Annotated in this window: 23 protein-coding genes; 11 read left to right on the forward strand and 12 right to left on the reverse strand. The window is 39.2% G+C overall.

Features of this window, described 5'->3' with window-relative positions; all coding sequences use genetic code 11:
- Positions 1 to 193: 193 nt before the first annotated feature.
- The gene (locus JI723_RS05330) at positions 194 to 1,414 is read right to left on the reverse strand and encodes a Tm-1-like ATP-binding domain-containing protein (RefSeq protein WP_272580245.1); all 1,221 of its coding nucleotides are present in this window, start codon (positions 1,412 to 1,414) and stop codon (positions 194 to 196) included.
- A gap of 423 nt (positions 1,415 to 1,837) precedes the next feature.
- Between JI723_RS05330 and JI723_RS05335 the strand changes: the two genes are divergently transcribed.
- The gene (locus JI723_RS05335) at positions 1,838 to 2,464 is read left to right on the forward strand and encodes a TetR/AcrR family transcriptional regulator (protein ID WP_272580244.1); all 627 of its coding nucleotides are present in this window, start codon (positions 1,838 to 1,840) and stop codon (positions 2,462 to 2,464) included.
- Between the two features lie 165 nt (positions 2,465 to 2,629).
- On the opposite strand, the gene JI723_RS05340 is transcribed toward JI723_RS05335, so the two are convergent.
- Positions 2,630 to 3,049: a GNAT family N-acetyltransferase gene (locus JI723_RS05340; RefSeq protein ID WP_272580243.1), complete on the reverse strand. Its 420-nt coding sequence runs from the start codon at positions 3,047 to 3,049 to the stop codon at positions 2,630 to 2,632.
- Between the two features lie 151 nt (positions 3,050 to 3,200).
- Between JI723_RS05340 and JI723_RS05345 the strand changes: the two genes are divergently transcribed.
- Complete coding sequence (locus JI723_RS05345; protein ID WP_272580242.1) at positions 3,201 to 4,256, forward strand: AbrB family transcriptional regulator; 1,056 nt, start codon at positions 3,201 to 3,203, stop codon at positions 4,254 to 4,256.
- 155 nt (positions 4,257 to 4,411) lie between these two features.
- Here JI723_RS05345 and JI723_RS05350 read toward each other — a convergent pair whose 3' ends face one another.
- Entirely contained in the window at positions 4,412 to 4,759 is a 348-nt protein-coding gene (locus tag JI723_RS05350; RefSeq protein WP_272580241.1) for a YacC family pilotin-like protein, read from the reverse strand.
- A 384-nt stretch (positions 4,760 to 5,143) separates the two neighbouring features.
- On the opposite strand from JI723_RS05350, the gene cueO reads away from it, so the two are divergent.
- The 3 genes from cueO (at position 5,144) to hpt (ending at position 9,071) form a co-directional block, all read left to right on the forward strand.
- Positions 5,144 to 6,775, forward strand: coding sequence for a multicopper oxidase CueO (gene cueO / locus JI723_RS05355; protein ID WP_272580240.1), 1,632 nt, complete (start codon positions 5,144 to 5,146; stop codon positions 6,773 to 6,775).
- A 259-nt stretch (positions 6,776 to 7,034) separates the two neighbouring features.
- The gene (locus tag JI723_RS05360; protein ID WP_257644808.1) at positions 7,035 to 8,339 is read left to right on the forward strand and encodes an MFS transporter; all 1,305 of its coding nucleotides are present in this window, start codon (positions 7,035 to 7,037) and stop codon (positions 8,337 to 8,339) included.
- A 195-nt stretch (positions 8,340 to 8,534) separates the two neighbouring features.
- The gene (gene hpt / locus JI723_RS05365; protein ID WP_140181539.1) at positions 8,535 to 9,071 is read left to right on the forward strand and encodes a hypoxanthine phosphoribosyltransferase; all 537 of its coding nucleotides are present in this window, start codon (positions 8,535 to 8,537) and stop codon (positions 9,069 to 9,071) included.
- A 213-nt stretch (positions 9,072 to 9,284) separates the two neighbouring features.
- Here the strand turns inward: hpt and can are convergent, their stop codons facing one another.
- On the reverse strand, positions 9,285 to 9,938 hold the full coding sequence (gene can / locus JI723_RS05370) for a carbonate dehydratase (protein ID WP_070927735.1): 654 nt from the start codon (positions 9,936 to 9,938) through the stop codon (positions 9,285 to 9,287).
- Between the two features lie 395 nt (positions 9,939 to 10,333).
- On the opposite strand from can, the gene JI723_RS05375 reads away from it, so the two are divergent.
- The 6 genes from JI723_RS05375 to JI723_RS05400 all read left to right on the forward strand — a co-directional run bounded on the left by JI723_RS05375 (position 10,334) and on the right by JI723_RS05400 (position 17,752).
- The gene (locus JI723_RS05375) at positions 10,334 to 11,275 is read left to right on the forward strand and encodes an ABC transporter ATP-binding protein (RefSeq protein WP_070927733.1); all 942 of its coding nucleotides are present in this window, start codon (positions 10,334 to 10,336) and stop codon (positions 11,273 to 11,275) included.
- Positions 11,272 to 12,042, forward strand: coding sequence for an ABC transporter permease (locus JI723_RS05380; protein WP_070927731.1), 771 nt, complete (start codon positions 11,272 to 11,274; stop codon positions 12,040 to 12,042). Before JI723_RS05375 ends, JI723_RS05380 begins: the two co-directional genes overlap by 4 nt.
- An 826-nt stretch (positions 12,043 to 12,868) precedes the next feature.
- Positions 12,869 to 13,438 carry a fimbrial protein gene (locus tag JI723_RS05385; RefSeq protein ID WP_272580239.1) on the forward strand — a complete coding sequence of 190 codons (570 nt, stop codon included), beginning with the start codon at positions 12,869 to 12,871 and terminating at the stop codon, positions 13,436 to 13,438.
- 57 nt (positions 13,439 to 13,495) lie between these two features.
- The gene (locus JI723_RS05390) at positions 13,496 to 14,176 is read left to right on the forward strand and encodes a fimbrial biogenesis chaperone (protein ID WP_272580238.1); all 681 of its coding nucleotides are present in this window, start codon (positions 13,496 to 13,498) and stop codon (positions 14,174 to 14,176) included.
- 25 nt (positions 14,177 to 14,201) lie between these two features.
- Positions 14,202 to 16,694 (forward strand): fimbria/pilus outer membrane usher protein, encoded by a 2,493-nt coding sequence (locus JI723_RS05395; RefSeq protein WP_272580237.1) that lies wholly within the window; start codon positions 14,202 to 14,204, stop codon positions 16,692 to 16,694.
- Between the two features lie 14 nt (positions 16,695 to 16,708).
- Entirely contained in the window at positions 16,709 to 17,752 is a 1,044-nt protein-coding gene (locus JI723_RS05400) for a fimbrial protein (protein WP_272580236.1), read from the forward strand.
- A 51-nt stretch (positions 17,753 to 17,803) separates the two neighbouring features.
- On the opposite strand, the gene panD is transcribed toward JI723_RS05400, so the two are convergent.
- The 8 genes from panD to sfsA form a co-directional block, all read right to left on the reverse strand.
- Entirely contained in the window at positions 17,804 to 18,184 is a 381-nt protein-coding gene (panD, locus tag JI723_RS05405; RefSeq protein WP_070927781.1) for an aspartate 1-decarboxylase, read from the reverse strand.
- Positions 18,185 to 18,231: 47 nt separating this feature from the next.
- A complete protein-coding gene (gene panC / locus JI723_RS05410) occupies positions 18,232 to 19,095 on the reverse strand; it encodes a pantoate--beta-alanine ligase (protein WP_319066348.1) in 864 nt (287 codons plus the stop codon).
- Positions 19,096 to 19,238: 143 nt separating this feature from the next.
- Positions 19,239 to 20,030 carry a 3-methyl-2-oxobutanoate hydroxymethyltransferase gene (gene panB / locus JI723_RS05415; protein WP_272580234.1) on the reverse strand — a complete coding sequence of 264 codons (792 nt, stop codon included), beginning with the start codon at positions 20,028 to 20,030 and terminating at the stop codon, positions 19,239 to 19,241.
- Between the two features lie 63 nt (positions 20,031 to 20,093).
- Positions 20,094 to 20,585: a 2-amino-4-hydroxy-6-hydroxymethyldihydropteridine diphosphokinase gene (folK, locus tag JI723_RS05420; protein WP_070927719.1), complete on the reverse strand. Its 492-nt coding sequence runs from the start codon at positions 20,583 to 20,585 to the stop codon at positions 20,094 to 20,096.
- A 128-nt stretch (positions 20,586 to 20,713) separates the two neighbouring features.
- Positions 20,714 to 22,054, reverse strand: coding sequence for a polynucleotide adenylyltransferase PcnB (pcnB, locus tag JI723_RS05425; protein ID WP_337979954.1), 1,341 nt, complete (start codon positions 22,052 to 22,054; stop codon positions 20,714 to 20,716).
- 307 nt (positions 22,055 to 22,361) lie between these two features.
- Positions 22,362 to 23,252 (reverse strand): tRNA glutamyl-Q(34) synthetase GluQRS, encoded by an 891-nt coding sequence (gene gluQRS, locus JI723_RS05430; protein ID WP_272580233.1) that lies wholly within the window; start codon positions 23,250 to 23,252, stop codon positions 22,362 to 22,364.
- A gap of 62 nt (positions 23,253 to 23,314) precedes the next feature.
- Complete coding sequence (dksA, locus tag JI723_RS05435; RefSeq protein WP_004922522.1) at positions 23,315 to 23,770, reverse strand: RNA polymerase-binding protein DksA; 456 nt, start codon at positions 23,768 to 23,770, stop codon at positions 23,315 to 23,317.
- Between the two features lie 196 nt (positions 23,771 to 23,966).
- Positions 23,967 to 24,677, reverse strand: a complete 711-nt coding sequence (gene sfsA / locus JI723_RS05440; RefSeq protein WP_272580232.1) for a DNA/RNA nuclease SfsA — start codon at positions 24,675 to 24,677, stop codon at positions 23,967 to 23,969.
- Between the last annotated feature and the right edge of the window lie 77 nt (positions 24,678 to 24,754).

Below are 24,754 nucleotides of genomic sequence, written 5' to 3' on the forward strand. Positions count from 1 at the left end.
ATTCGCGCCAGTCACATACTTATGTATGCTCCTAGCGACTCACTCACTTGTCGCCTAGCTGCACCTCGAATTATTTAGAGTATCTACTCGTCATACTTCAAGTTGCAGCGCTTTTCGTTAAGGTATGGTGACTACGCTCATTCGCGCCAGTCACATACTTATGTATGCTCCTAGCGACTCACTCACTTGTCGCCTAGCTGCACTCGAATTCAGAGTGTAAATCAATCACTTGTTCGCAAAACTCCATTGAGTTAATGTGGTAAGGACTCAAAATAAGTTTGCGTTTTTCTGTTGTTATAATATTTTCAGTTAATGCATCGATAAATGCTTGATCCGCTTCAGGATCCCAAAATTGCCCACCTTCGATGTCTAAAGCAGAGAAACCTGCTGTAGGCACAATAAAACGGACTTCACCTTCGCAGCGGTTAAGTTTGTCTGCTATCCATCGGCCCATGATTTGATTTTCTTCTTTGGTGGTTCGCATTAAGGTGACTTGGGCATTGTGGTGATAAAATAATCGGTCACGATATTGCTCTGGGACGGTTGAAGGTCGGCCAAAGTTCACCATATCGAGTGCGCCACAAGAAAGCACACACGGGGTCTCAGTCCGTGCAATGGCACCAAAGCGATCTTCATCGCAGGCTAAAACACCATTAAAGAGATAGTCACAAACTTCTGTGGTGGTGATATCGAGTACCGAGTGTAGCAGGCGACTATCAATCAATTTTTCCATTGCTTTACCACCACTACCTGTAGCGTGAAACACTAAGCAATCGTATTGCGATTCAAGTCGCTCAGTGAGTTGCTGAACACAAGGTGTTGTCACACCAAACATGGTCAGGGCAATGGCTGGTTTCAATATTTCATCTGTATCGTCTTCACGATGAAAATAGACTGCACCTGCGATTTGGTTAGCGGCATTTTTAAGGACTTTACGAGAAATAATATTTAATCCAGAAACATCCGTGACGGAGTACATCATGGAAATATCACTTGCTCCGATATAGCCTGAGATATCACCTGAGGCCATCGTTGAAACCATGAGTTTAGGGATACCAACGGGAAGCGCTTGCATTGCAGGAGTGATCAATGCAGTACCACCAGAACCACCTAAACCTAATATCGCAGCAACATCAGTTTGAGCCGCAAGGTAAAGACTAAAAGCTTGTGACATCGCTTCTATCGCTTTTCCTCTATCACCACAGAATACGGCCTTAGCACCATCAGGGTAATATTCGGCAATCGTTTGGGCACTAATATCAGCATTTCTGTTAAGTTGTTTTGGCTGAGTGGTTAGGTCGACGGTACGAACGGACAAACCTGTTGCTTTAATTAAATCGCAGACATAGAACAATTCGTCACTTTTGGTATCTAACGTTGATGCTATGTAGATGTATCCTTGATGCTGTTTCATCGAAAAATCCTTATATACTCGTCATACTTCCAGTTGCAGTGCTTTTGGGTAAGCGATGGTGACTTTCAGCAATTCATTCACTTACCGCCTAGCTGCACCTCGAATCATTTAGAATATAGGTTAGGTAGATGTTTAATTTATCATCCGAATGAGACTATAGTATCATTTGTGTTAAATGTAAAATGAGATTGCAGTCTCATTTTTTGGTTTTATTAACATAAATTTATTGTGATAATAATAATTTATTGATAAATAATAGTATTTTAATTTTATGCCGTTTTTACTTTTTAAGTAAATGTCATGTTTTTGCAATCTCAATGATAAGTTCTCAAGATAACTCAATAAGCAGTAGCCGCCATTACGGCAAAATGACATGATGAGTTAATCGTTGTTGTCGCAAAACGTTTTCAGGAGGAGGGAACGATGTCATCAATAAATATTAGTAATGAATATAAAGGGACAAGGAAACGTACTTATATATTATTAGTTAATACGGCATTAGAACTGTTTGAAAAAGGAGGTATGCCATCTGTTTCTGAATTGGCTATTGAGGCTGGGGTATCAAGGGCGACCGCTTATCGTTATTTTCCAACTCAAAGCGATCTGATCGCTGCAACAGTTAATGCGAGCCTTGGTCCTATTTTAACATGGCGTCCACAAAGTGAAAAAACAGAGGAACGCATTAAAGAATTGTTATCCTTTGCTTTGCCTAGAATGTTTGAACATGAAGGGGCATTAAGAGCCGCATTACAGGTTTCATTGCAGCAGTGGGCAGAGGGACGCTCATTGAATTTAGATCCAAAAGAAAAACGCCTTGAAAGAGGGAACCGTAAAGATATTTTAGCTATGGTCACCGCACCCATGAAAGGTGAATTCCCCGCAGAACTGATTGATAAAGTGATTAAAGCTTTTTCAGTGATTTATGGTTCTGAAATCTTTTTAGTCTTAAAAGATATTTGGAAGCAAAATGATAGTGAAGTGATTGAATTAACACAATGGATTGCAAAAGCGATTATTAACCAAGCTATTGCAGATAAAAATACGTTGTAACGATACTCGTCATACTTCAAGTTGCAGCGCTTTTCGTTAAGGTATGGTGACTACGCTCATTCGCGTCAGTCACATACTTATGTATGCTCCTAGCGACTCATTCACTTGTCGCCTAGCTGCACCTCGAATTATCAACAAAGAACTGTAGGGGGCTATCGTTCTTTGTTAAGAACATGATAATTTTTTCATAAAATAATATTTTTCATGTTGAACGGGGTATTCAATCAGCGTTGAAATGATTTGGTAGCCTTGTTTTTCATAAAATGGCTTAGCTTGGAAACTGAAAGTATCGACTTCAGCGTATTTTGCCCCCAACTGTTTAGCTTTATCTTCCATTGCTTGAATCAATTGTGTTCCGATACCTTGTTTGCGGAGCGATTCATCAAGCCAAAGGTATTTTATCCTAAGCCAATTACCGAGTTTAGAACCGGTAATTCCGCCTAATATTTTGCCCTCTCGCTCATAAAAAACAGCAAGGGGACTATGAATATCTTCATTGAAAAATTGTAAATTATAGGTAAGCAATGACTGATAAATCTGCTCAATTTCGGCTTCGGAAGGGGAAGTGGTAATACGCAGTGTCATCGGCTTTCCTTATTAATATGATGGTCAGTAATAAAGCACTTATAGATTATTTATATATCAATAATGTAATGAATCCAATCAAGTTAAACGATACTATTATACTCTAAATAAATCGAAGCACTGAATGCTCTTGCAGTAATAAGGTTGTGTGATGATAAGATTATTGAAGATGGGACTGGGGATTGTTATTTGTGCCTTAATTGGTGGGACAATGACACACCTAGGCGTACCTCTTGCCCTGATGTTTGGCCCTATCATCGCTGTTATTGTGTTTAACCGTTTTAAGATCCAATTTGCAGTTCCTAAATATACCTTAACATTTGTACAAATATCACTCGGTACCTCTGTTGGCTTGATGTTTAATCAAGTCTCTCTTGGGCAAGCTGAAAACCTATTTTTGTTATTAATCATGCTAGTGGTTTGCCTCGCAGTACAGTTTTCATTTAGCTACTTCTGGTTTCATCGTAAAGTGGGCTGGACAAAGCAAGAGGCTATGTTAGGTTCTGTTCCTGGCGCAATGGCTGCGATATTAGCACTGACTGATCATACCCATACTCCACCACAAAAAATTGTTATTTCACATACTATCCGTTTGATTATTCTAATTTTATTAGCGGGTGTTGTCGTTGGTAGTGATGGAGACCCACAGCCTCTTTTGGTACTTCCTTCTTTAACATGGCAATCATCATTTTGGCTATTGGTAATTGTATTAACGGGGCTAGGCTTAGGGTTGGTTTTACAAAGAATGCATGTCCCCGCCCCCTTTATGTTGACTTCTTTGGGAGCAGCAACCTTAATTCAGAGTTGGCTTGATATACAACTCAATTTCCCTGTTTTGATCACTGAACTTAGCATGGTGCTGATTGGGATGAATATTGGTAACCATTTTATTGTGTTTCCACTTTCATCGCTGATCAAAAATATTTATTCGTCAGCGCAAGTCGTCATTATAAATATCTTTTTAACCTTATTGATCACGGTATTTGCATCTTGGATAACAGGATATCCTATCCCTGTCTTGTTGCTAGCATGGGCGCCAGGCAGCATGGAAGCGATGACATTTGCGGCTATTACCATGAATCTCGACGCAGGGTTCGTGATGTCGAATCACATTATTAGAATGGTGATCATTCAAAGTATCCCATCTATTGCTATGTTTTGGCAGGAGCGCAGAGCGAAGAAGAGGAATAGTAGCTCCCCTGATTAAGGGGGAGTATAGAGACTCGTCATGTTTCAAGTTACTGCATTTTATATTGGGGCATGGTGACTTACGTTTTCTGATGTCAGTCACTGTGTTTTCTAAGTTCCCTAGCAGCTGATTGGCAGGTCTTTTAGTTGCTCCTTGAATGACTTAGCGTTTCGTTATTTGACGTAAGCGAATAATCCTAGTGAGTCGCGAGCCAAAGATTGACATTTAAACTCCTGAGAAAGAGGGATCCCTTTGAGATCATTGTAGCTTTCCTTATTTAACTGGGTCATTTTACTGGAATCATAATCACCGAGATCCCATTTGTTACTACGAGCGAAGTAAATAATGGCACGTTCAATTTCTCGATCGGGAATTTGCGAATAACCACAGTCATATTTTAAATAAATGAAAACCGCCGTCAGATCAGCAAGATCTTCAGCTTCATTGGGGCTTAGTGCTCTGGCAGAATGTGTTATCCCTAACAGAGTAATGAGGTAAAAAATTACGGTAAATTTGCGCATTCAATATTCTATCTGTTTTTTATGTCAAGTAACGTTAACATAATAATAGAATTGTTAGTCAAGTATATTTTTCTTAAATCTGTGTAATATACCCATAATAACTCTGTGGTTTCCTTGACCTTCCTGTAAGGGGAAGCTTTATCATTTTTAGATATTCTCATCATCATTCAAGTTGCAACGCCTCTCGCTAAGGTATGTGGACTACACTCACTCGTGCTAGTCACCGTGTTTTCTGTGCTCAAAGCGACTTATTGACGGGCGTCTAGCTGGATCTCGAATTATTTAGAGAATATTAAACCATATTTTGTTTCTAAACGATAATCTCAAGTAGAGCTATTGGTTTAATTATCTTATTGATTTGATAAATAAAAAGGAAGGTTATCAATGTTACGCCGTGATTTCATTAAGTTAAGTGCCCTAGCTTATGCCGCAAGTGCGCTACCTATGTGGAGCCGTATTGCGGTCGCCGCGGAAAATTTCCCAGCTCTAGCTATCCCGCCACTGATTGAGCCTGATGCACAAGGTAATATCCAATTAGCGATTAAACAAGGTGTATCCCAGTTTGTTCCGGGTAAAAAAACCACCACATGGGGATATAACGGTGATCTGCTTGGCCCTGCACTTAGTCTGAAAAATGGGCAGAACGTCAATATTAATATCGCTAACCAACTTTCTGATGAAACTACCGTGCATTGGCATGGCCTTGAAATCTCGGGTGAACAAGATGGCGGGCCACAAGCTATTATCGCTTCAGGCGCTAACCGTCAGGTAAATTTTACGGTCAATCAACCTGAAGCAACCTGCTGGTTCCATCCTCATACACATGGAAAAACAGGTTACCAAGTTGCCATGGGATTGGCTGGGTTAGTCATTATTAAAGATGATGAAAGTAATAAGCATGGTTTACCAAGTGATTGGGGAATTAATGATATCCCAGTGATCTTACAAGATAAACGCCTTAAAGATGATGGGCAGATTGATTATCAGTTAGATGTAATGAGTGCTGCTGTTGGTTGGTTTGGGGATCTCATGCTGACCAATGGGGCAGTATTTCCAAAACACGTTGCGCCTAAAGGTTGGTTACGCTTAAGACTACTTAATGGCTGTAACGCACGTAGCCTCAATATTTCTACCAGCGATGGGCGAAAAATGTATGTTGTCGCAAGTGATGGTGGGTTATTAGCAGAGCCAATAGCTGTTACTGAGCTACCTATTTTAATGGGGGAGCGCTTTGAAGTTCTGATTGATGCGAGAGATGGGCGTGCTTTTGATTTAGTCACACTACCTGTGAACCAAATGGGAATGACGATCGCACCCTTTAACCAACCGCTACCCGTTTTGCGTATTGAAACGACGATGAGCACAGGAGAAGGAAAACTTCCTGAGCAATTGGCTACTATTTCAGCTATCCCTTCTTTAGCCGGTCTAACTCGGCGGCGTTTTCATCTGATGATGGATATGCGTTTAGATATGCAAGGAATGATGATGCTGCGTGAACGCTACGGTGACCAAGCAATGGGCAACATGGCAGGGCACGGTGCTATGATGAACGGCCATATGATGTCAAATAGTGGAAACAGCGGCATGATGAGTCATGGTGGCATGAATCAACGTAATATGGGAAATATGGGCGGCGGTAATCATTGTGGTATGGGTAGTGGCGAATTAAATATTCATAATGCTAATACTATCAATGGCCAAGCATTCTCTATGACTGAAGCTGCGTTTAATGCACCAATCAATCAGCAAGAGATCTGGGTCGTTTCAGGGCGGGGCGATATGATGCTTCATCCATTCCATGTTCATGGAACACGATTCCGTATCTTAAAAGAAAACGGGCGAGCTGTTGAGCCTCATCGACAAGGTTGGAAAGATATTGTCAAAGTCGAAGGCCAAGTGAGTGAGATATTAGTTGAATTTAAACATCCTGCGACTCAACAACATCCTTATATGGCGCACTGTCATCTATTAGAACATGAAGATACAGGTATGATGATGGGCTTTACGGTCAGTTAAAATTCGCCAACCAACCTTCGATAAGCCATCATAAAATACCTTGATGGCTTTTTTATTGAAACTTTTGACTCATTTAATTTTATTCAGCATCTATACTCTAAATAATTCATGGTGCAGATAGACGACAAGTGAAGATAGTCGGGGAGCATAGATAAACTATGTGATTCGGCTAGCTGAACGAGGTCAACAACGCTGCAACTTGAAGTATGACGAGTATATACTCTAGATAATAATTACAACACTCATCTGAGTCCAAAATATGCAAAATTCAAATGAAATGGCTATCAGTTCATATAGTCATAAGCGAGCTTTACTTGCAGGTTCGGTTGGTAATTTTATTGAGTGGTATGAGTTTGCTATCTATGGTTTCCTTGCCACTATTATAGCTCAAAACTTTTTTAGCTACTCAGGAGAAGAATCACAGATTACGGCGATCCTCTTAACCTATGCATCATTCGCTATCGCTTTCTTTTTTAGGCCATTGGGCGCACTGATATTTGGACGCATTGGGGATAAGTTAGGCCGTAAACCGACACTCATATTTGTGTTAGTCATGATGACGCTAGTCACCACTGCGATTGGTTTTATACCTACTTATGCAACTATTGGCGTTGCAGCACCGATTATTATTACTTTGTTAAGGATTTTCCAAGGCTTATTTGCGGGTGGTGAATATGGTGGCGCGGTTTCATTAATGACGGAATCTGCACCAAAAGGGAAAAGAGGGCTATTTGGTGCTTGGCAATCGTTCACTGTTGCTCTAGGTCTGTTAGCTGGTGTTGGCGTAGTGTCTTTACTTTCTTTTTTAATGAGTACAGAAAGTTTACATGATTGGGGATGGCGGATCCCTTTCTGGTTAGCATTACCAATGGGGCTGTTGGCTTTATGGTTGCGATACAACATGGAGGAAACACCAAGTTTCGTGTCTGCTCAACAAAAAGAACAATCAGAAACGAATGCGGCTAAAGTCGATATCTTCAAAGCCATTTTCCTTGGTATTGGACGATTAATGGCTTGGTCTGCCGCAGGGTATGCCTATTTAGTGATCATGCCAACCTATCTTCAATCATCACTGCATACTGATTTTAATACCGCGTTATTAATTGCCGTTATTTCAAATGTTGGCTTTGCGGTGACTATCCTCCCTGCTGGAATGCTCAGTGATAAAATAGGGCGACGTAATATTATGGTACTAGCCACTATTTTATTGTTAGTGTTCTCGTTACCACTTCTAAAGATATTACAAAGTGAATCATCGACTTTATTGATCAAAGCGGTGGTGGTTTTTATTGCGGGTGGGATCGTGGGCCTACTTGCAGGGCCTGGTCCTGCGATGCTAGCCGAGATGTTTCCAACCAAAGTTCGCTATACAGGACTAGGATTGGCTTACTCGTTATCTAATGCGGTATTTTCAGGCTGTGCAGGTCTTATCATTACCGGTTTGATCAAACAAACGGGTAATCTTGATATTCCAGCATGGTATGTGATGGCGACAGCGCTGATCAGTTTATTGGCTCTGCTGACCTTGAATAAAAACGATCACCTTCGTGCTCTGGATGATTAAAAAAGCGAGAACAGACATTAATTGCTAAAAAACGGCTGTTGGTAAAAATCAATCACAGCTATTTTTCGCCAATCGTGAGTTCTGGTATACTCTTCGAATTATGTTCTCATTTTTTCTTACGCACTGTTTTTATTTAGGGTAAGCGGCTGTAGGTAATATGAGTTTTTGGTGTTAAAACAAATAGGTATTGGTAAATTGAAACATACTCTTGAAGTGATGATCTCTGAAGAAGCGCTGAGCCAGCGTGTTGGTGAACTCGCAGAAAAAATCAGCGCACACTATAAAAACGTTGATGGTGAGCTGGTTTTAGTTGGCTTATTAAAAGGCTCTTTTATTTTTATGGCGGATCTGTGCCGTAAAATTGATGTTCCTCACGAAGTCGATTTCATGACCGTTTCAAGCTACGGCAATGCAATGAATTCAAGCCGCGACGTTAAAATTGTCAAAGATTTAGACGAAGACATCCGCGGTAAACATGTATTGATTGTTGAAGATATTATTGATTCAGGGAACACCTTAAACAAGGTTCGTGAAATTTTTGAATTGCGTGGACCTAAATCTGTTGCGATTTGTACATTACTGGATAAACCATCACGCCGTGAAGTTGACGTGCCCGTTGAGTGGATTGGTTACTCAATCGAAGATAAATTTGTGGTTGGTTACGGTATTGATTATGCACAGCAATATCGCCATTTACCCTATATTGGCCATGTGACTTTGATTGAAGAGTAATAACTCGGTATATACGTTATACTTCAAATTATTTTAAGTTCATATCGTCATAGGTACTAAATAACAAAGGGCTACTCGGATGAGTGGCCCTTTGTTTTGCTAAAGCATATTACTTACACAATTCAAGTTGCAACTAGGCGAATAGTGCAAATGAGCATAGCCACTATATCTCAACAAAAACCGCTGCAACTCGAACTTTAATTTGTAAAATATTTATTTTTTATTTGTCAGCTTAGCAATCGCCTCACGATAGCAAAGCTCCAGTTTTTCTCGACTATCTGCGGTGGTATGTAGGTCATGTAAGCGACCATTATTGATACCGTAAACCCAGCCGTGGATCATCACTTTTTGCCCACGTTTCCATGCTGATTGCATAATGGTTGAGTGACCTAGATTGTACACCTGCTCAACCACGTTCAATTCACATAAACGGTTTAAACGCTCGCAAGGTTTCAGCTCGCCGAGCATTGAGCTGTGTCTGTACCAAATATCACGGATGTGTAGTAGCCAGTTATTAATTAGGCCGAGTTCGGTATTATCAACCGCCGCTTCAATACCACCACAACCATAGTGACCACAGATAATAATGTGTTCAACTTGCAGGACATCAACAGCATATTGGATCACTGATAAACAGTTTAAATCTGTGTGAATAACAAGGTTTGCAACGTTGCGGTGTACGAAAAGATCGCCTGGAGCTGCATTGATTAATTTTTCAGCAGGTACTCGGCTGTCTGAACAACCTATCCATAGGAATCGTGGTTTCTGCGCTTTAGATAACTCTTTAAAAAACTCAGGATTTTCTTCTTTTACTGAAGCTGACCAAGCTTCATTATTCGCGAACAGCTCTTCAATTTTTCTCATCATGACGTATAGCCTAGTTGTGTTACTTTACGTTAAAATCTTATACAGTATTTCTTAATTAATAGTTTGTTGCATTAATTATTGCATCCTATGATGCTCATTTTATTACAGGCATACCATCTTGGTATTATTAACTATATGAATTAAATAGCATATACCCATTTACTCTTTCTGCATAACGGTGCCAGTAAAAAAATGGCATCATAGACTCGTCATACTTCAAGTTGCAGCGGTTTTTGTTGAGGCATAGTGGCTATGTTCACTCGCTACGCATTACATGCTTATGTATGTTCCTTGTGACTCATTGACTTGCCGCTGAGCTGCGCCTCGAATTATTTCGAGTTTAACATTATTATATTGCTACTAAACTGCCCCAAGAATAAAGGTGTTTTTTACATATGACTTACGCACTTGAGTTATCGCAATTAACCAAAACCTATTCAGGTGGCGTGAAAGCGTTGCGAGGAATTGATCTAAGCGTAGAAGATGGTGACTTTTATGCATTACTTGGCCCCAATGGCGCGGGTAAGTCCACAACGATAGGAATTATTAGTTCTCTGGTTAACAAAACCAGCGGATCAGTAAAAGTTTTTGGTTATGATTTAGACAAACAAGTGGTCCTAGCCAAACAACAGTTGGGTTTAGTCCCACAAGAATTTAACTTTAACCCATTTGAAACCGTATTACAGATAGTCCTTAATCAGGCCGGTTATTACGGTGTTTCACGTTCTGTTGCTCATCAAAGGGCACAAACGTATCTCTCTCAACTGGATTTATGGGAAAAACGTGATGAGCGCGCGCGTAATTTATCGGGTGGGATGAAACGCCGGTTAATGATTGCACGTGCTTTGATGCATGAACCTAAATTGCTCATTTTAGATGAACCAACAGCGGGTGTTGATATAGAGCTACGTCGCTCAATGTGGAGCTTTTTGAAAAAGCTGAATGCGCAAGGTACCACCATTATTTTAACCACTCACTATCTGGAAGAAGCAGAGATGCTATGTCGTAATATTGGGATCATTCAACATGGAGAATTAGTTGAAAATACCAGTATGAAACAATTGCTGAGTCAATTGGAATCTGAAACTTTTATTTTTGACCTTGGTGCCAAAAGCCCTATCCCTGAATTGAAAGGTTATGAAACACGTTTAATTGATACCTCAACTTTGGAAGTGGATGTTAAGAGGGAACAAGGGTTAAACGGTGTATTTAGTCAGCTAAATGAGCAAGGAATTGAAATTGTCAGTATGCGTAATAAAGCTAACCGTTTAGAAGAGTTGTTCGTGAACTTAGTAAAAAGAGATAACGGTGTTGCACCTTTGGAGGAAACAAAATGATTTCTCTGTATTGGGTTGCACTAAAAACGATTTGGATTAAAGAGATCACTCGTTTTGCTCGTATCTGGGTACAAACCTTATTACCGCCTGTCATCACTATGTCGCTCTATTTTGTCATTTTTGGCAACCTAATTGGCTCCCGAATTGGCGAGATGGGAGGTGTTGATTATATGCAATTTATAGTACCAGGCTTGATCATGATGGCAGTCATCACAAACTCTTACTCGAATGTTTGCTCTTCATTCTTTGGTTCTAAATTTCAAAAAAATATAGAAGAGCTTCTGGTCGCTCCTGTACCGACCCATGTGATTATTGCGGGTTTTGTTGGTGGTGGAGTCGCTAGGGGAATTTTAGTTGGTTTGTTGGTAACTGTTGTATCGTTATTTTTTATTCCGTTACAAGTGCATTCATGGATGATGATTGTAATCACGTTGTTACTGACGGCGATTGTTTTTTCGTTGGCGGGTTTGTTAAACGCTATTTTTGCTAAAACCTTTGATGATATTAGTATCGTACCAACCTTTGTATTAACCCCCTTGACGTATTTAGGTGGTGTATTTTACTCATTGTCATTATTGCCTCCATTTTGGCAAGCTGTATCCAAATTAAACCCAATCGTTTATATGATCAGTGGTTTTCGGTATGGTTTTTTAGGGATTGCAGATGTATCAATTGCGGTAACTCTAGGTGTATTACTTATCTTCTTGGTCGTATTTTATGCGTTAACATGGTATTTAATCGAGCAAGGTAGAGGTTTAAGAAGCTAATTTAAGTAGGTGCTTTTACTTAGTAAGCTAAGTAAGCAAATATTTAAATGATAATTTATCTGCGGTAACTATTGAAATTTACATTTAATATAGGGTGGCCATTTAAAATGGCCAAAATTAAATAAAGGATAATATCTGTAATATAATTCTCTTGTGGAAAATGATATTACTACCGCGATGGAAAGATTAAATAAGAGGTGATTTTTTAGGTTATAATTACTCTTGTAACAATATTGATGGCTTCCTAATAACAATGTAAATGTATTTTAAAAACCAAGGTGAAATTCACCTTGGTTTTTTGCTTTATATGAGTAAATCATGATGTCTTTTTGGTCTAAATATGACTTGTTTGGTGGCGTTATCATCATTTTACTCCAAAAAAGTGTAAAAAAATAATGCAATTTATATGAGTAAAGTAATTTGAGTTGTCTACATCAATGATGTGTAATTCATTGATAATAAAATATTTTTTGTTTTAGCTAAATGGATGATAAATTATTGATATAAGTCAATAAATTAATTCCTTTAAAAACAATGGTTTATTTCTTTCTAAAATATGTGCCGTATATCAATAAATTCATCTTTTGAAAGATTTATATAAATACATAATTATATTCCTCAACTATACTCTTCTTACGGGTTACCTATGAGAGGGCTAATAATTTATTATTACTTTTAAAATCTCAATATCATTAGCGGGATCTGTTAGATCAATCTTTGAATAATAAATTGGCAGGCATAGTTTTGCCTAGAAATAATTTCATTGATTGAACTTAAAATAAGTAAAATTATTATTAATAACAATGAATCTTATATGGGGATATAAATGCAAATTTTATCAACTAAAAGTATCTTAATAGCTACGATTATTTCTAGCTTTTCTTTTTCTGCATTAGCTGAAGAGCAAACAGGTACAATATCATTTAAAGGGCTTATTTATAACGCTACATGCACTATTAATCTTAATGATTCCTACTCGCCTGACGCCGAGGTTAAAATGGGTCGTTTTGCAACCAGTGAATTTAATGGTGAAGATGATGAAGTCGGTGGTACTGGTGGTGATGGTAAATTAAAAATAGAACTTATTGATTGTCCAGATCAAGGAACAGTGACTATTAATTTAATGGGTAAGGCTAAACGTTATGATGACACTATTTTAGAACTAGATAATGAAGGCAGTGCTGGTGTTGCAAAAAATGTAGGTATCCGTATCTATCATGAAGATGACTTAGCAAATCCAATCGTGGTTGATGGAAGTAAAAGTCAAGATATCGATGTATCAGGAAATAGCTCTGAATGGCGTGGTACATTTATTGCTAAATATGTAAGTACGGATGATACCGTAGAAGCTGGACAGGCGGATGCAACTTTAAATTATAAAATCACCTATAAATAATTTAAAAACGCAGATTATTTAATATTAATCTGCGTTAATTTTTTGGAGCTAAATATTGTGTTTGCGAAAAAATTAGTATCTATTCTATTGGTAACTTTGAGCTCAATTTCAACTTGCTATGCAGGATTTGGTTTAGAAACAACCCGCGTTGTTTATCATGAGAAAGATAAAAGTGAAGGCGTTGTTGCATTTAATAGTGATAAAAATAGAAATTATTTACTTCAGTCATGGGTTGAGGACATAAAAGGGAAAGTTACTCAAGACTTTGCTGTGACACCACCATTATTAAAATTAAGAGCAGAACAAAAAAATACCATTCAGTTAACGAAAATAGCTGAACTACCTAATGATAGAGAATCATTGTATTGGCTGAATGTGAAGTTTGTCGCACCTAGTAGTGAAGATCTAGAAAATGTTTTACGTTATTCGATGACAAATCGAATCAAGTTAATTTATCGACCAAAAAATGTGTCGGATAAGAAACTAGCAGTATCCATTAATGAGTTGAGTTGGAGTTATACACCATCAGGTATAAAAGTAACTAATCCAACACCTTTTTTCATCAATATTGCAACGTTAAAGATTAATAATAAAGCTATTGAGGCTCCTAGCTATTTAGAACCGTATTCTGAATCGATAATTAAACTCCCTAAAGCAATTAATGGAGATAAAAACATCACCCTAAACTATATTGATGATTTTGGTAAGGGGCTAGATGTTAATTACTTCATAAAATAATAACCATACAAAAGAGTAAAGGGACATGAAGCATAATTATCAGAAAACGTATTCTTTATTATCTATTTCGATTACCATTTTATTAACTACATTTCCACTTTATATTAGAGCAGCAGACTACTATTCCCCTAGCTTGTTGAATATTGCAGGCATGGATACGCAACTCACTAACGAAGACTTAGATGTTTTTAAAGAAAACGATCTAGCACCTGGAGATTATTACGTAAAATTTTATATTAATAATAATCATATTTTCTCTAAAGAGGTTAAGTTTGTATTAATGCCTGGGGATAATGACACTAAAACGTTAATACCTTGCTTCAGTTTAACTGAATGGGAAAGCTTCGGTATCGATTTTCATAACCCTCAGAGCATAGAGCAAGAATGCTTCAATATTAATCGTATTGAGTATATGAAAAGTTATCTTGACTTAAATACAAGGGTTTATTCACTGTCCATACCACAAGCAATGATTAATAAAAAAAGAGTTAACGAAATAGAGGAAAAAAAGTGGGATAACGGTATTCCTGCTGTTTTTATTAACTATTCATTTTCATCGTTTAACCGTTATGAACATGGAAAGTTTGATGATAACTATTATGGCAATATTCAAACCAAAGTTAACTTTGATGCTTGGCGATTTCGCAATTATTCTACTTGGTCTAACAATGTAAATGAAAAAAACAAATGGAATAATATTAGTAATACCATTTCAAGAAATATCAATGTAATTAAAAGCGAATTAACATTAGGTAATTTATATACTAGTTCACAACTGTTTGATTCTTTTAAGTTTAAGGGGATCAAGTTAGCCACTGATAGGCAAATGGAACCTTATGATTTAACGAGCTATGCACCAAGTGTTAACGGTATTGCTAATTCTGAAGCAGTAGTTACTATCGTACAGAATGATCAAGTTATCTATAAAAAGAGCGTTCCTGCTGGACCTTTCGAAATTACTGATTATTATCCAATGAGTAATGGTGGAAATCTGTATGTTTCTGTGCAGGAATCAAACGGTAGTGAAGTTAACTTTATCGTTCCTTTTTCTTCGATCGCATTTTTAGAGCGAAAAGGAAGCATTAAATATAGTCTCGCTAGCGGTAAGTATGATGGTAATAACAAAGGTGATGGCACTTATATCAATGAAGCTGAAATCTACTATGGTTTAACTGATTATGTCACCATTTTTAGTGGTGTTTTGCTGGCCAGTGATTACCAAGCTTATGCGTTTGGTTCCGGTTTTAACCTTGGTAACATCGGTGCGATTACAGCAGACATTGTGCATTCTAAGGCTAACCTTACTAACGATGTATTGAATGGCAATGCATTTAGAGTCAACTACTCGAAAAGAATTGAATTAACAAATACTAGCGTTACATTAGCGGGATTCCGTCATTTTGATACTGATTTTTTAAATATAAATGATGCGTTTTCCTATGATGAAAAATACCAAAGTAATAATGATAAGTTAAAAAATGAATATACATTATCACTGACACAGCCAATATTTAATAATTCTAGCTCAATTAATTTAAATACTGTTGTTTATCAATATAGTAGCGGAAACAAACAACAGTCATATAATGCGGGTTTTAATAGTAATATTAATAGAATTACTTATAGTATCTACTATACATACTCAAAAGGTCAGCAATTTAACCCTGACAATAAAAGCGCATACAATTTAAATTTGAATATGAGTGTGCCATTTGATCTCTTTGATCGTTCTATGCACGTTAACTATGGCATATCAACTGATGATCAACATCGAACATTACAAACAGCTCGATTAAGTGGTAATTATGGTGAGTCGTACAGAGGAAATTGGGATATCTACCAAAGTTATGGCGATAAAGGTGTTGGTTATGCAGGTGGACTCAGTACTGCTTACCGTTCTAGTTATGCAGTAATGAATGCAGGCTATGCATATAGCGAACACAGTAAAAATTTAAATTATGGCATCAGCGGTGCATTTGTTGGCACTCAATATGGTGTGGTATTAGCACCATCAATGCAAGAAACGAGTGCATTGATATTAACAAAAGGTGCTCAAGGGGTCGGTGTGATTAACGGGCAGTCAGTTGAAACCAATTCTTCTGGATTGGCTATTGTGCCAGGTATTGCACCTTACCGTAAAAACACCTTAGCGATTGATACAAAGACGCTGCCAGAAGATACCGAAATTGAAAATAACATTATTAATAACGTTATTCCGACAAAAGGTGCTTTGATTCTGGCAGATTTTGAAGCGAAAAAGGGCTACAAAATATTATTTAAGTTGAAACATTCAACATATAAAGAACTGCCTGTCGGTGCTAAAGCCATTGAAGAGGATGGCGCGACACATTTAGTTTCCAACTTTAATACCCTATATTTGGTCACAGAAAAGCCTACAGGAAAAATTAAGATTAATTGGAAAAATGAAGGCGTTTATGAGTCTTGTTCTATGGATTATAACGTTGAGCATAATTTATCAAATAACGGTCTTTATTTAATCAATTCAGACTGTCGATAGCAGGATAAATAATAATGAGATATCAAATAGATAGATTTTATACCTTTGCTTTAAATTTCATATTATTACTATTCTGTAATGGCTTTGCATTTGCTGCTCAAGATTGTCAGGAGGGCGGAGAAGGACAAAATCATTCGACAATGCGAGCTACTATAGAAGTAAAATTAAGCGGTGTTATAAAACAACATGACGAATTAGGGCGCTTTAATTTTGAGCGACAAGGCGGTCGTGGTGGAGTCGCTAAGTGTGGTGTTGATGCGCAAGTATACGGCTATGCAACTTATGGGGAAGGCAGTGGTATTTATGCAAGGTATTATGGTGATATCAATGGCCAACCTGCTTACCATGTCCATGCTGGAGGCCCTGCAAATATTGTTTATGTTTTAATTGATAATAGAACGGGTTTAGCATTTCGTAACCGTCCAGGGCAAGAAATACCTGTACCTGAAGGCCAACTTATGCCGCTGGATTTAACCGTTATCCTCTATGCGGCAAAAGATAATCCACAAGAAACAACATTTAATAACTCTGTGATTGGTGCTGCTTTAATTAAGAGGCATAGTACTGGTGGCGGAACGACACGTGTTGGTTACACTTATGAGCTAAAAGGTAAAGTGATTAGTGCACCGACATCATGCACTGCTCAAAATACTGATCTGGCTTTTAATTTACCGCGCTTACCAACTACGGCATTTTCATCAATAGGTTTTCCATCAGAATCATCGGCAGTGGAAGAAAATATGAATATTGTTTGTACTGGTAATGTATCTGCAAAAATAAAATTACAGGCAAACAAAACTGAAAGTTATGATGGTAAAGAATCCATTATTAAAATTGATAATGAAGGCCAAGGCAGTAACGCGAGTGGGATTGGTTTTGTTGTGAAATCACCATTGAGTGAGGATACGGTATTAGTTAATCAGCAATTTGTAAAATTGGCCGACTTGCAAAAAGGGGAAACAACGGTTCCTTTAAAAGCGGAGTATTATCGCTATGGAAAGAATATCAAAGCTGGTAAGGCCGAAGCGACAGCGCAGTTTGTATTACAGTTTGATTGAGACATAAAGAGATTTGTTAGCACCTTAATATAGCGGTGCTAACAAAATGGATTAAGCAACCTGTACTGGTACCGCTTTGGCTACACGGCTCATAATGTTATCGCCATCAAAATAAGCCACCTTCGGTTGGTGGTGGCGAGCGTCTTCATCGCTCATATTAACGTAAGAACAAATAATCAGTTTATCGCCAACAGCAGCACGGCGGGCTGCGGCGCCATTGACAGAAATGATTTTGGAGCCTCTTTCACCAGCGATTGCATAGGTTGAAAAACGCTCGCCATTATCTACGTTATAAATATCAATAGCTTCGTACTCTAAGATACCCGCTGCATCCATAAAATTCTGATCAATTGCACAAGAGCCTTCATAATGTAGATCGGCTTGTGTCACTGTGACTCTGTGTAGCTTACCTTGTAACATTTTTCTTAACATAATAGTCATCTGCCATCTTAATCGAGGTGCTGTGTTTGCTTGTTGTTTTACGACGAAATGGTGGGTAACTCAACCTGTAAATTATCAATCAGGCGAGTTTGCCCTAGCCACGCAGCCATTAAAATAACGGCTTTTTTCGTTGTGTTAGTCAGCGGTGCTAGTGTTTCGGCATCACGAATAAATAATTCATCGGGTGTGAAACCTGTTTGACGCAGGGACTCATTCATTTCTTGAATAAGGGTGTCTGCCATTTCAGGTGCAGCAATAAGCTTCTCTGAAGCTTGCTTCATTATGTTATACAATTGAGGTGCAACTTTTAGCTCATCAGCGGAAAGGTTATTATTTCTTGAGCTCAGCGCTAAGCCATTTTTAGCCCTAACAATGGGAACAGCGACAATCTGCGTATCAAAGGAAAGATCATGCACCATCTTACGGATTAATTGTAGCTGCTGAAAATCTTTTTCACCGAAGAATGCTAAATCAGGTTGTACTAAATTAAATAGCTTAGTGACAACCGTTGATACACCACGGAAATGACCAGGACGGCTGGCACCTTCTAAAATTGACGACAGCTCTGGCACTTCAACAAACGTTTGTTTTTCCATTCCTTCTGGATAAAACTCTTTTGCAGATGGCGCAAATACAAGATTGATACCACTGCGTTTTAGTTTTTCACAATCTTCTTGTAGTGTGCGTGGGTAGTTTGCTAAATCTGATTGGCGATCGAATTGCATCGGGTTAACAAAAATACTAACAATAACAATATCTGCTTGTTGTTTTGCTTCATCAATTAAAGTCAGGTGCCCATCATGGAGATTGCCCATAGTTGGCACTAGCGCAATACGCTTGCCATCAAGTTTCCAGCGGCGGATCTCGCGGCGAAGTATAGGTGACGTTTCGACGATCAGCATAAGTGCATTCCTTATTATTGGATCATATACTCGTCATACTTCAAGTTGCAGCGTTGTGCACGAGTCACATCGTTTTCTATGTGCTTAGAAATTCGTTTATAAGTCGTCAAGCTGCACCTTAAATTGTTTAAAGTATAATCAAATTATTCAAACGAGTGAGTTTCATTTGGGTAAAGACCCGTTTCAACTTCTTGGATATAGAGTCGTACAGCATCTTGGATATTGCCGGCTTGCGCAAGAAAGTTTTTTGCAAACTTAGGTGGGCGAGCAGTGATCCCTAATGCATCATGCATAACAAGGATTTGACCATCAGTTCCATTTCCTGCACCGATACCAATAACAGGTAACAGAAGCTCTTCGGTAATGTCATTCGCTAGAGAGGTCGGTACACATTCCAAAACTAATAACTGCATACCTGCATTTTCCAAAGCTATGGCATCTTTCATTAGTTGGTTTGCGGTGACTTCATCACGTCCTTGAACCTTATAGCCACCAAGGATATTCACTGCTTGTGGTGTTAGTCCTAAATGACCGCAGACAGGAACAGAGCGTTCACATAGCATTTTGACGGTATCACATAACCAGCTGCCACCTTCAATTTTTACCATGTTAGCACCTGCTTGCATTAGCACTGCTGCATTAGTGCAAGCTTGTTCAGGAGTGGCATAACTCATAAATGGCATGTCGGCAATAATAAATGCGTCAGGAGCACCTTTACGGACACAACGGGTGTGATAAGCGATTTGCTCAACGGTAACAGGCAGGGTGCTGGATTCACCTTGAATGGTCATTCCTAAAGAATCACCGACAAGCATGACTTGGATCCCTTGCTCTGCAAACAATTGGGCAAAGCTAGAGTCATAAGCCGTCATGGTAGCGAATTTACGTTTATCTTTTTTGAACTGACCCAGATCAGCCAGAGAAATTGGTTTCATTATAATAACCTCCGGAAAAGATCCACGGATGGCCTTGCTTATTTTAGGCGGCGCACAATTAATTTAGGTTGTGCTATCCCAAAAGGTAAGGCCATTGCGTGGAACGAGTGTGAGCCTTTCTGATAGTGTTTCACCATCAGGAAAAATAAGGTTGGGAGCAATATCACTGAGCGGGTATAGCATAAATTCACGCTCTTTTAGCCCATAGTGAGGTATGGTTAACCGTGGGGTATTAATAACACGATCACCGAAAAGCATAATATCAAGATCAAGGGTTCTAGGGCCCCAACGTTCTTCTTTGCGGACTCGACCAAGCTCTAATTCGATGCGCTGAGTGTGATCCAACAACGCCTCTGGTTCAAGCTCAGTTTCAAGTAACACGGCCATATTAAGGAAATCATTTTGATCTTGTGGCCCTAGAGGCTTAGAGCGATATACAGCAGAAGTTTTGGTCACTCGGCAGTGTGGGATAGCACTTAATGCATCAATAGCTTGCTGAGCCTGCTTTAATGGTTCACCAAGGTTACTGCCAATGATTATATAGACCAACTCCATTTTATCACTCCTAGTATTTGTACTCGTTATGCACCAAGTTGTCGCACTTTTCGTTGAGGTATAGAGGCTAAATTAGCCTCTATTTTTAGCAACTTGTTCGTTGGTTGCTTAACGACATCTCGAATTATTTAGAGCGTATTCGATTTACGCGAACCATTTGAAGGCTTACGTGGGCGGTGACGTTTACGAACAGGTGCACTTCCCAGCTCGGCGATCATTTCACGCTGCTTAGTGTTATTAGAACGTTGGTAATCATCCCACCAAATCGCCAGTTCTTGGAGCTCGTTTCTACGTTCTACATTTGCTCTTAGTTCTAATAAATCAAAAGCAGCACGGAACTTAGGATGCTCCATCAATTTATTTGCACGGCGGCCCTGACGACGTGGAAGACGTAGTTGTAGCTGCCAAATATCGCGCATAGTGGTTGTAATGCGTTTTGGTATAGCAATTGAGCGGCATTGTTCATCAAGCACATCATTCATTGCTAGTGCAAATGCATCGTAATACGCTAAACCGCCTTCTTGAGACAGCTTTTCAGCATGCTCAGTGACCGGATACCATAACATAACGGCAAATAAAAACGCAGGGTTAACCCGCTTGTCATTTTTAATCCTAAAGTCAGTATTTTTAAGTACCTGATCGATAATTTTTTCCATTGGTGAATCATTGTTCGTCGTAAAACGGCTACTAACCACAGGAAATAATTGCTCAAACAGATGATACTCTTTCAGCATGTTATAGGTCGCATAGCCTTTGCCTGCTTGTAGTAGTTTTAAGGACTCCTCAAATAAACGCGCAGAAGGGATCTCTTTTAACAATGGGGCAAGTCGTTGAATTGGCTGTGCCGTATTTGGCTCGATACGCATATCTAGCTTACAAGCAAAACGTACTGCGCGTAGCATCCTTACTGGATCTTCGCGGTAGCGTGTTTCAGGATCACCAATCAGACGGATAATGCCTTCTTTGAGATCTTTTAAACCGCCAACATAGTCACGAACAGAGAAGTCATCAATGTTGTAATAGAGGCTATTAACAGTAAAATCGCGACGAATGGCATCATCTTCAATTGACCCGAAAATATTATCGCGCAGTAACATGCCATTTTGTGCTTGTTGCGATAAGTTTTTGTCGTCTGACTCATTTTGGTCATGATGGCCACGGAAGGTCGCAACTTCAATCACTTCAGGTCCAAACATAATATGAGCAAGACGGAAACGACGGCCAACTAGGCGGCAGTTACGAAACAGTTTGCGGATCTGCTCTGGGGTTGCGTTAGTGGTGATATCAAAATCTTTAGGTTTTTTACCAAGAAGGAGATCACGCACACCGCCGCCAACTAAATAGGCATCAAAACCACTTTTGTGGAGGCGATAAAGTACCTTTAGTGCATTATCACTAATATCACTACGTGAAATAGTATGCCCTGAACGCGGGATGATGGTGATGTTTTCATCAATTACAGTCGTCATTGTGTGTTGCTTCTCTGCCTGAACATCGGCACGCTTGGAATGACGAACCGTAGGTTTTGTTTGTTTAGCGTTCTGCTCCACGGGCTTAGTTTCCGCCGTGTCAGAATAAGTGACTGGCCTTTCACCGGCTGCCTGTGCGTCACGCGTATCCTTGTCATTTCGCGATAAAATATTGCGGCAGAAATTTGCTACTCGGTTAAAAATAGTACACCTCGATATCGTTACGAATATTCATTAAACAAAATAAGCGGCTAATCATAGCTTACTGGCCTTTCTTTGAGAATGCTTAAACGCATAAAAGTCATATTCAGTCATAAGTCTTATCAATAATATCATGAGATGGGATCACTGCTAACTGCCATTGACGCGTTGCTATTTCTAATAACTGATGCGTACTCAGATCCTGCCAATGCGCGATTGGCGGTTGTTTCAACAATGCTAACGCATGGCATATAACAGGGCGAGGATCGGTCATTGGCAGCGCAGTGGCATGATTTTGCTTTGATAGCTTATTATTATCATGATTTAGGATTAATGGTAAATGGGCATAACGAGGAATGGGTAGAGAAAGATGATGATAGAGTGAAATTTGCTGTAGCGTGGCAGGGATCAGATCCGCACCTCTTACCACCTCTGTGACATTTTGATAGTGGTCATCCACTACAACGACTAAATTATAAGCAAACAATCCATCTTTACGGTGAATAATAACATCTTCTTCTGCCACATTGGCTTCTGTATAAACAGTGCCTCGTATTTTATCGGTAAATTGATAAACAGGGTGAGTCTGTTTTAAACGTATCGCTGCGTCGAGAGCGGGGAGTTGGAGATGGCGACAGTGCCCATCATAATGCCCCTGTAACTCTTTAATGCGATGACGAGAGCAGGTGCAATAGTAGCTTTTCCCTTGTTGGTGGAGATATTCTAAGGCTTCTCGATAGGCATCATGGCGCTGTGACTGGTATAAAACGTGATCGTCCCAATATAAACCGTAGTGTTCGAGTGTGGTTAAAATACGTTGAGATGCCCCTGCAACTTCTCTGGGAGGATCGATATCATCGATACGAACTAACCACTTACCATTTTGTGAGCGAGCTTGCAGATAACTACCTAATGCAGTGACAAGGGAGCCTAAATGTAGGTTACCAGAAGGAGAGGGAGCGAAACGACCGATATAAGGGGATGTTGTGCTTTTCATTAATAGATTTCCTTGTAACGGCGCAGCCTGAGTTGCGCCGTTAAGGACTCCATAATCAGCAATTAGCCAGCCATTTGCTTTTCACGAATTTCTGCTAATGTTTTACAGTCAATACATAAATCAGCGGTAGGGCGGGCTTCCAAACGACGGATACCGATTTCCACTCCACATGATTCACAAAAGCCAAAATCATCTTCTTCGACTTTTTTCAGTGTCTTCTCGATTTTCTTAATCAACTTACGTTCACGATCCCGGTTACGTAATTCAAGACTGAATTCTTCTTCCTGAGCTGCCCGATCAACAGGGTCTGGAAAGTTAGCTGCCTCATCTTGCATATGAGTAACTGTCCGGTCGACTTCATCCCTGAGTTGATTGCGCCATGCTTCGAGAATGAGCTTAAAATGCGCCAACTGGGCTTCGTTCATGTACTCTTCGCCAGCTTTTTCATGATAGGGTTCAACCCCAGCAATGGCGAGAATGCTTAAGGACGATGTCTTACGTTTTTGCCCTTCTTGCATAATGCTTCTCCTACACACGCAAATTTCACAAAACCCCAAAGGGGAAAAATTAAGGTCGCTATAAATAGCAGAAGAGTGCCGTCTTGGCAATCATTCATGTTATGAGTTTTGTAATGCTGTGAAGGCGCGCGTGTTTATTCCTTTTTAAGCCCCCAGAACCCATGCGTCCTCACTTTAATAAACAATTAAGCCATCATTATTTGATGGAAGTAAACTTAATATTTTGACCCAATAGCATTTTTTGTGTATTGATATCTACTTGATAACACAGTACTTCGACACCACTTTCGATAGCTTCATCTAAAAGTTTAGCGTATTGCTTATCGATATGGGCAGCTGCTGATACCTCGTAGATCCCCGTATGCAAAACCGCAAACAACAGTATGGCTCTTTTTCCCTCTTTAGCAATTATTGTTAACTCACGTAAATGTTTTTGTCCGCGCACGGTGACTGCATCAGGGAAATAACCATGGTTATTTTCCAGTAAAGTTACTGATTTTACCTCGATAAAACAATCAGGTAGCCCATCACCGGACAGGAGAAAATCAATACGGCTATTTTCCGAACCATATTTCATCTCAGGCTTTATTACACTATATTCGGATAATTCTGGAATGTTTTTTTGCGACAACGCTTCAGCGACGAGTTGATTTGCTCGTAATGTGTTGATGCAAATAAGATGATTTTGTGATGTTTGGGTGATTTCCCAGCTATGAGGGTACTTTCTTTTCGCGTTATCCGATGTGGAATACCAAACTGTATCACCAGGTGTCGCACACCCTGTCATGGCTCCTGTATTTGCACAGTGGATTGTCATGACTTGACCTTCCGGGGTCACAACATCAGCTAAAAAGCGTTTATAGCGTTTAATTAAAGTAGCAGGTTGCAAAGGAGGCGAAAATTCCATGTTGTCTCCAAAGAGTTACACTCAAGAAAGATAATGGTTCATGCTACAATCTTTATTTGCAAAAGTTAAACATCATT

It is taken from the genome of Providencia manganoxydans, assembly GCF_016618195.1.
In the GTDB taxonomy this organism is placed as follows: Bacteria; Pseudomonadota; Gammaproteobacteria; order Enterobacterales; family Enterobacteriaceae; genus Providencia; species Providencia manganoxydans.